A 7798-nucleotide genomic window follows, 5' to 3' on the forward strand; every position below is an offset into this window, starting at 1 on the left:
CGACATGAAAGTCTTGTTGATAGATATGGGTGCTGAAGTCTGCTTTATTAGAAATACTAACTTGGTAGTTGCTTAGTCTATTTGCACAGCAATCAGTGCGGTTGTAGATAATGATTTGCTTGATGTTTTTTTGACCGCCTAGATCAACCTGCCACCAAGCGCCTTGTTCATAGTTGGTATGGGTTACGCTACCATTTAAGAATTTACCATCAGTGTTGCCATCCACTGCATAGCTAGCAGCAACGGGGATGGAATATGTATATGTGCTGGATTCTGTGGCAGGTTTTCTAAGAGCTAGATTAATATCACCAACACCAACAGCAATAACAACAGTTGCAGTGTCCTGACCACGACGATCAACTTCCATCATAGCCATTAAAGCTGCAGTCACAGTATAAGTCACTGGATCAGAGGTAGCAATTGGCACTCCAGAGATGGTTCCAGTTGTTGTATTAAAAGATAAGCCATTGGAAATAGCAGGAGAAATTGAGTAATGAACAAGAGAAGCAGAATTTGTGTTAGTAATGGTAACAGGTGTAATAGCAGTTCCAACAGTAGCGCTAACATGATTAGTGCTGATTGTGATGAAGGGGGTTATCGCAATACTAAAAGCATTTAAAGATACCAAAATAATGGAAGCTGCAAGAAATTTAATTAGTTTGTTTTTCATTTTCAAAAATAACAATTAAAAAGTTCACTCTAACAGTTAAAAATAATTTTGTCAAGATCTTTTATGAAATCTAAAAATTTTACAGATTTACCCATTGAATGCCAATCAACCATCAGCGCACCACAACCTAAGTAAGTAGCAACTGAAACACCTTTACTGCGTTTTCTTTATTTAAAGATCAACACCTATAACCTGAACTTCTGCTAGAGACAGATAGTTCTTGTCAAGCAACTGGACTCTAACATAGCGACCTCGTTTACCTGATATACCTAATTGAATGATTTTTTTAGGATCAGGCGCGACATGAAAGTCTTGTTGGTAGGTGTGGGTACTGAAGTCTGCTTTATCAGAAATACTAACTTGGTAATTGCTTAGTCTATCTGCACAGCAATCAGTGCGGTTGTAGATAATAATTTGCTTGATGTTTTTCTTGCTACCTAGATCAACCTGCCACCAAGCGCCTTGTTCATATTCAGTAGTACTTGTGCTTTTATTTAAGAATTCACCATCAGTGTTACCATCTACTGCATAACCAGCAACGGGATCGGAGTATCGATATGTGCTGGATTGTGTGGCAGGCTTTCCAAGAGCTAGATTATGACCAGAGACATACGCACCTCCATAACCTAAGTCACCCCATGCCCTGATTGAGCCATCGGGCTTAACAGCGCTAAAGGCAAATGCATTTGAATAAATCTCGGTGTAGCCTTTATCGGTGGGTGCTGCATTTATGTGTTTACTCTCAAAGTTACCCCATGAACTATCGAAGTTACCCCATGATGTAATTGAGCCATCGGCTTTAAGGGCAGCAAAGGCGCTATCACTTGAATAAATCTTGATATAGCCTTTGTCAGTGGGTGCGTTGGGTGAGTTTGTGCCTCCACTCTTTATGTCACCCCATGTTGTGATTGAGCCATCGGCTTTAAGAGCGGCAAAGGCATATGCATTTGAATAAATCTTGGTATAGCCGTTATCAGAGGGCGCACCTGTACCTCCCCAATACGAATAACCCCACGCTGTAATTGACCCGTCGGCTTTAAGGGCAGCAAAGGCATACTGAGTTGAATAAATCTTGGTGTAGCCACCACCAGAGGGTGCACCTGTGCCTCCATTATTCGTATCACCCCACACTGTAATTGACCCGTCGGCTTTAAGGGCAGCAAAGGCGTCATTAGTTGAATAAATCTTGGTATAGCCATTATCAGAGGGCGCACCCCAAGTTCCCGATCCACCCCACACCGTGATTGAGCCATCGATTTTAAGGGCGGCAAAGGCAAGCCGAGTTGAATAAATCTTGGTGTAGCCACTATCAGAGGGCGCACCTGTACCTCCACTGCTCGCATCACCCCACGCCGTGATTGATCCATCGGCTTTAAGGGCGGCAAAGGCATATGCATTTGAATAAATCTTGGTATAGCCGTTATCAGAGGGCGCACCTGTTGCACCTCCCCAATACGAATAACCCCACGCTGTAATTGACCCGTCGGCTTTAAGGGCAGCAAAGGCATACTGAGTTGAATAAATCTTGGTATAGCCACTATCAGAGGGCGCACCTGTGCCTCCATTATTCGTACCACCCCACGCCGTGATTGACCCATCGGCTTCAAGGGTGGCAAAGGCGTATCCATTTGAATAAATCTTGGTATAACCACTACCAGAGGGCGCAGGTATACCTCCATAATTCGGATCAGTCCACATCATAATTGAGCCATCGTCTTTAATGGCAGCAAAGCCCCGCTTATTAGCGTAATTTGGCGAATTGTTAAATCCATCAAAATCATTCTGAGAACTAGAATAATCCACCTCAGAAAAACGCAAAAGGTCAACACCCATAACCTGAACTTCTGCTAGAGAGAGATAGTCACTGTCAAGCAACTGGATTCTAACATAGCGACCTTGTTTGCCTGATGCGTCTAATTGAATGATTTTTTTGGGATTGGGTGCGACATGAAAGTCTTGTTGATAAGTGTGGGTACTGAAGTCTGCTTTATTAGAAATACTAACTTGGTAGTTGCTTAGTCTATTTACACAGCAATCAGTGCGGTTGTGGATAATGATTTGCTTGATGTTTTTCTCACCGCCTAGATCAACCTGCCACCAAGCACCTTGTTCATAGTGGGTATGGGTTGTGCTCTTATTTAAAAAATAGCCATCAGTGTTACCATCCACTGCATAGCCAGCAACAGGAACGATAGAGTGGTATAGATATGTGCTGGATTGTGTAGCAGGTTTTCCAAGGGCTAGATTGGTAGTGCCGGCACCAACAGCAATAACAACAGTTACAGTGTCCTGAGCATGACGATCAACTTCAGACATAGTATAGGTCATTAAAACTGCAGTTACAGTATAGGTTACTACATCAGAGGCAACAATTGGCGCTCCAGAGATGGTTCCAGTTTTTGCATCAAAGGATAAGCCATTGGAAATAGCAGGAGCAATTGAGTAATAAGAAGCAGCAGCACCTGTATTAGTAACGGTAACAGGTGTAATAGCAGTTCCAACAGTAGCGCTAACATGATTAGCACTGATTGTGATGAATGGGGCTAGCGGTATAAGACTAAAAGCATTTAAAGAGACTGAAAAAATGACAACTGCAAGAAGTTTAGTTAGTGTGTTTGTTATGTTTTTCATTTTCAAAAATAATAATTAAAAAATATACTGTGAGACCTTTGCATAAATAGGAATAATCATCATAAACCCACTTTTCACCCACTTGGCAATTTTTTAAACCCAGCCTTAGCCCTGCTAGGACAAGGTTTAAAGAAATCACCAATTGGGCAAAAATTGGATTTTGCCAATCATTCCTATTTATGCAAAGGTCTCACTGTAACATTTAAAAAAAATTTGTCAAGACCCTCTCAACTTTTGCACTTCTCCAAAAAGCGTACAGCAACTAAAACACCTTTACTGCGTTTTCTTTATTTAAAGATCAACACCTATAACCTGAACTTCTGCTAGAGACAGATAGTTCTTGTCAAGCAACTGGACTCTAACATAGCGACCTTGTTCGCCTGGTGCGTCTAATTGAATGATTTTTTTGGGATTAGGTGCAACATGAAAGTCTTGTTGATAGATGTGGGTGCTGAAGTCTGCTTTATTAGAAATACTAACTTGGTAGTTGCTTAGTCTATTTGCACAGCAATCAGTGCGGTTGTAGATAATGATTTGACTGATGTTTTTCTTGCTACCTAGGTCGACCTGCCACCAAGCGCCTTGTTCATCGTTGGTATGGGTTGTACTACCATCTAAGAATTTACCATCAGTGTTGCCATCCACTGCATAGCCAGCAACAACGGGGATGGAGTATGTGTATGTACTGGACTGCGTGGCAGGCTTCCCAAGCGCTAGATTATAACCAAAGGCATTTGCACCTCTAAAACTTGGGTCACCCCATGTTCTGATTGAGCCATCGGACTTAACAGCAGCAAAGGCAAATTCATTTGAATAAATCGCAATATAGCCTTTGTCAGTAGGTGCGCTTGTATGCTTATCATTTCTACCCCACGAACTATCTAAGTTACCCCACGATGTAATTGAGCCATCGACTTTAAGGGCGGCAAAGGCGCTATCACTTGAATAAATCTTGATATAGCCTTTGTCAGTGGGTGCGTCTTTGCCGCCACTCTCTGAGCCACCCCATGCTTTGATTGAGCCATCGGCTTTAAGGGCGGCAAAGGCATATCCATTTGAATAAATCTTGGTGTAGCCTTTGCCAGTGGGTGCGTCTTTGCCTCCACTCTTTGAGTCACCCCACGCTTTGATTGAGCCATCGGCTTTAAGGGCGGCAAAAGCTCTCTCACTTGAATAAATCTTGATGTAGTCTTTGTCAGTAGGTGCATTTGCACCTCCATTCCTTGAGTTACCCCACGCCTTGATTGAGCCATTGGCTTTAAGGGTGGCAAAGGCATATGCATTTGAATAAATCTTGGTATAGCCCCTATCAGTGGGCGCACCTGTGCCTCCACTCTCTGAGTCACCCCACACCGTGATTGAGCCATCAGCTTTAAGGGCGGCAAAGGCACCCCTAGTTGAATAAATCTTAGTATAACCACTATCAAAGGGTGCGCCTGTGCTTCCAGCATGCGAACCACCCCACACCGTGATTGAGCCATCGGCTTTAAGGGCGGCAAATGCATGTCCATTTGAATAAATCTTAGTATAGCCACTACCAGAGGGTGCACCTGTGCCTCCGGCATTTGAACTACCCCACGCCTTGATTGAGCCATTGGCTTTAAGGGCGGCAAAAGCTTGCGAAGTTGAATAAATCTCAGTATAGCCTCTACCAAAGGGTGCACCTGCACCTCCAGTATGCGAACCACCCCACGCCGTGATTGAGCCATCAGCTTTAAGGGCGGCAAAGGCACCCCTATTTGAATAAATCTTGGTATAGCCACTACCAGAGGGTGCACCTGTGCCTCCAGTATGAGAATTGCCCCACGCCATGATTGACCCATCAGCTTTAACAGTGGCAAAGGCGGAAAAGTTAGGATAATTTGGCGCGTTATACCACCCATCAAAATTATTCAGGGCACTAGAGACATCCACCTCAGAAAAATGCAAAGAATCAACACCCATAACCTGAACTTCTGCTAAAGACAGATAATCACTGTCAAGCAACTGGATCTTAACATAGCGACCTTGTCTGCCTAATGCGTCTAATTGAATGATTTTTTTGGGATTGGGTGCAACATGAAAGTCTTGTTGGTAAGTGTGAGTACTGAAATCTGCTTTATTAGAGATACTAACTTGGTAGTTACTTAGTCTATTTGCACAGCAATCAGTGCGGTTGTAGATAATGATTTGCTTAATGTTTTTCTCGCTGCCTAAATCAACCTGCCACCAAGCACCTTGTTCATAGTAGGTATGGGTTGTACTCTTATTTAAGAAATAGCCATCAGTGTTACCATCCACTGCATAGCCAGCAACAGGAACGATAGAGTGGTATAGATATGTGCTGGATTGTGTGGCAGGTTTTCCAAGGGCTAGATTGGTAGTGCCAGTACCAACAGCAATAACAACAGTTGCGGTGTCCTGACCACGAGGATCAACTGCCATCATATTCATTAAAACTGCAGTCACAGTATAAATCACCGGATCAGAGGCAACAATTGGTACTCCAGAGATAGTTCCAGTTGTTTTATTAAAGGATAAGCCATTGGAAATAGCAGGAGAAATTGAGTAATAAGTAGCAGCAACATTTGTATTAACAATGGTAACAGGTGTAATAGCAGTTCCAACAGTAGCACTAACATGATTAGTGCTGATTGTGATAAATGGAGTTAGTGCAATACTAAAAGCATTTAAAGAGACTAAAATGATGGCGACTGCAAGAAATTTATTGGTTAGTTTGTTTTTCATTATTAAGGATAGTTATTAAAAAAAGTCTACTATAACATTTAAAAACAATTTTGTCAAGGTCTTTTCTTTTATGCACCCCAACACAAAGGAGATGCTACCCTTTTTATTCCCTTTACTCAAATTAATTTTAAAAAATATGAAAAAAATAATTACAACTTCAGCTGTTTTATTTGGACTAGCGGCAGTATTTTATGCAGGCATGACTTTTAAACAAACTCTTTATGAAGATTGGTGTATGGATAATGGAGGTCTTATAAAACAAGGCGTTTATGATAATTGTGTCTTTAAAAAATCTCCAACAATAAACAAAAAAAAGTCAGAAGAAGTTATGGATTTAACGCCTCCACCAACGCTTCATAGCACATGGGATGTTAATAATGATGGGTCTAATGATTGTGAGAATGAAGGTATTTGTGATCATACAGTGGATTATTCTAAAGCAAGGTTTGAATAAAAATAACACAATAAATTTTATTTAAAAAAATAAAAAAACTTTAAGAAATAAAGGTTTTTTAAAAAGTATCCTTATGTTAATTAATTACGGCATATATGCTACAGCGCAACTAACATGAATAAATTAAATTTAAAAATTATTGCCCCTATATCTGTTGCCATATTGATTGGTACGATTTGGATATTATCAGGCAAAAATAGTACTGAAGAAACAAGATTAACAAATAATTACCAAGCTAAACAAATTATTTGGCACGATGAAACAAAACATGAGGGCATTTCGGTAAACACCACAAAAGATCAGCTCAACGAGGATAGATCCACGATCCTCGTTGCAACTCCTGTGACAAAAAACAAGACTATTAATGAAACCCTTCAACAATTCAGTCAAAAATTTATTAATGAATTTTATAAGGAAGCACAGAAGCAAGAGAGTGCTTATAAGAAATATATTGCAAAAACTAATCTAGAGTCAGCAACATTTATCACTAATTATGTTCAGAATTTTGATGTTTCTTTTGTATCAGAAGATTATATTGCATTTGTATTTAACCAACACACTAATACTGGCGGCAGCGGAAATGATAGTACCTCCTCTAAAACATTTCACAGAGCTAGCGGCAAGGAAATATATTTGCCAGATCTTTTCTCTGATGACACATATTTATTAACATTATCAGAAATTTCCCGTACAAAATTACATAAGAAGTATTCACAAGGAAATAATACATTTATCAAAGATGGCACCACCCCTAAGCAAGAAAACTTTGATAGTATGGTATTAACTCAAAAAGGTTTATTAATTTCTTTTGATAAATATCAGGTAGCACCAGGTTCAGAAGGCATTGTTGAAATACTTGTACCGTTTAAAGATTTATCTGAATTTTTATCACCTCAAATGAAAGAATTGTTTCAATAAAATAAAGGGGTGGCACCCCCCTTTACTATCATAATAATATATTCTTAAAATCAAATATCGTTAAAAATTTTCATACGAAAAGTACAAGCTCCGTAATCTTTTGCTGCATTGAACATATGACTCAAATGAAGTATAAAATTAAATCAAGAAAAAGCGAAGGCTTCTTAAGGGGTTCTATATAAAAAATTTTAAAAAGTTGTCAGAGGTTTTGGGGTAATGTAGTCTGTAGACCAAACTTGGTTAGCGTGATTAATGCCAAGACCTCGTAATTTATAACTGTATTTTTTATGTGCTTTGATTGGCATTGCTGATTAACCGACAGAAGAGAACACGGCATGTGTGGTGAAGATAGCTTGAACTCAACTAACTGTTTGCGATTAGATAAGCCCAAGCTTTTT

5 protein-coding genes are annotated in these 7798 nt (G+C 40.1%); 2 read left to right on the forward strand and 3 right to left on the reverse strand.

Features of this window, described 5'->3' with window-relative positions; translation table 11 throughout:
• The 3 genes from BBROOKSOX_RS07950 to BBROOKSOX_RS07960 all read right to left on the reverse strand — a co-directional run.
• On the reverse strand, positions 1 to 670 hold a 670-nt coding region (locus tag BBROOKSOX_RS07950; RefSeq protein ID WP_180323916.1), incomplete at its 3' end, for a galactose-binding domain-containing protein.
• Between the two features lie 171 nt (positions 671 to 841).
• Positions 842 to 3301: a galactose-binding domain-containing protein gene (locus BBROOKSOX_RS07955; RefSeq protein WP_139660763.1), complete on the reverse strand. Its 2460-nt coding sequence runs from the start codon at positions 3299 to 3301 to the stop codon at positions 842 to 844.
• 291 nt (positions 3302 to 3592) lie between these two features.
• A complete protein-coding gene (locus BBROOKSOX_RS07960) occupies positions 3593 to 6028 on the reverse strand; it encodes a galactose-binding domain-containing protein (protein ID WP_139660766.1) in 2436 nt (811 codons plus the stop codon).
• Positions 6029 to 6164: 136 nt separating this feature from the next.
• On the opposite strand from BBROOKSOX_RS07960, the gene BBROOKSOX_RS07965 reads away from it, so the two are divergent.
• Positions 6165 to 6482: a hypothetical protein gene (locus BBROOKSOX_RS07965; protein ID WP_139660768.1), complete on the forward strand. Its 318-nt coding sequence runs from the start codon at positions 6165 to 6167 to the stop codon at positions 6480 to 6482.
• Positions 6483 to 6596: 114 nt separating this feature from the next.
• Entirely contained in the window at positions 6597 to 7400 is an 804-nt protein-coding gene (locus tag BBROOKSOX_RS07970) for a DUF3298 and DUF4163 domain-containing protein (RefSeq protein WP_139660770.1), read from the forward strand.
• Positions 7401 to 7798: the final 398 nt, after the last annotated feature.

The sequence above is a fragment of the bacterium endosymbiont of Bathymodiolus sp. 5 South genome, from assembly GCF_900128535.1.
Lineage (GTDB): Bacteria > Pseudomonadota > Gammaproteobacteria > PS1 > Pseudothioglobaceae > Thiodubiliella.

What these genes read in the sequence shown, in the direction of transcription:
- BBROOKSOX_RS07960 (WP_139660766.1), bottom strand. Translation starts at nt 6,028, where the DNA reads ATGAAAAACAAACTAACCAATAAATTTCTTGCAGTCGCCATCATTTTA.
- BBROOKSOX_RS07965 (WP_139660768.1), top strand. Translation starts at nt 6,165, where the DNA reads ATGAAAAAAATAATTACAACTTCAGCTGTTTTATTTGGACTAGCGGCA.
- BBROOKSOX_RS07955 (WP_139660763.1), bottom strand. Translation starts at nt 3,301, where the DNA reads ATGAAAAACATAACAAACACACTAACTAAACTTCTTGCAGTTGTCATT.
- BBROOKSOX_RS07970 (WP_139660770.1), top strand. Translation starts at nt 6,597, where the DNA reads ATGAATAAATTAAATTTAAAAATTATTGCCCCTATATCTGTTGCCATA.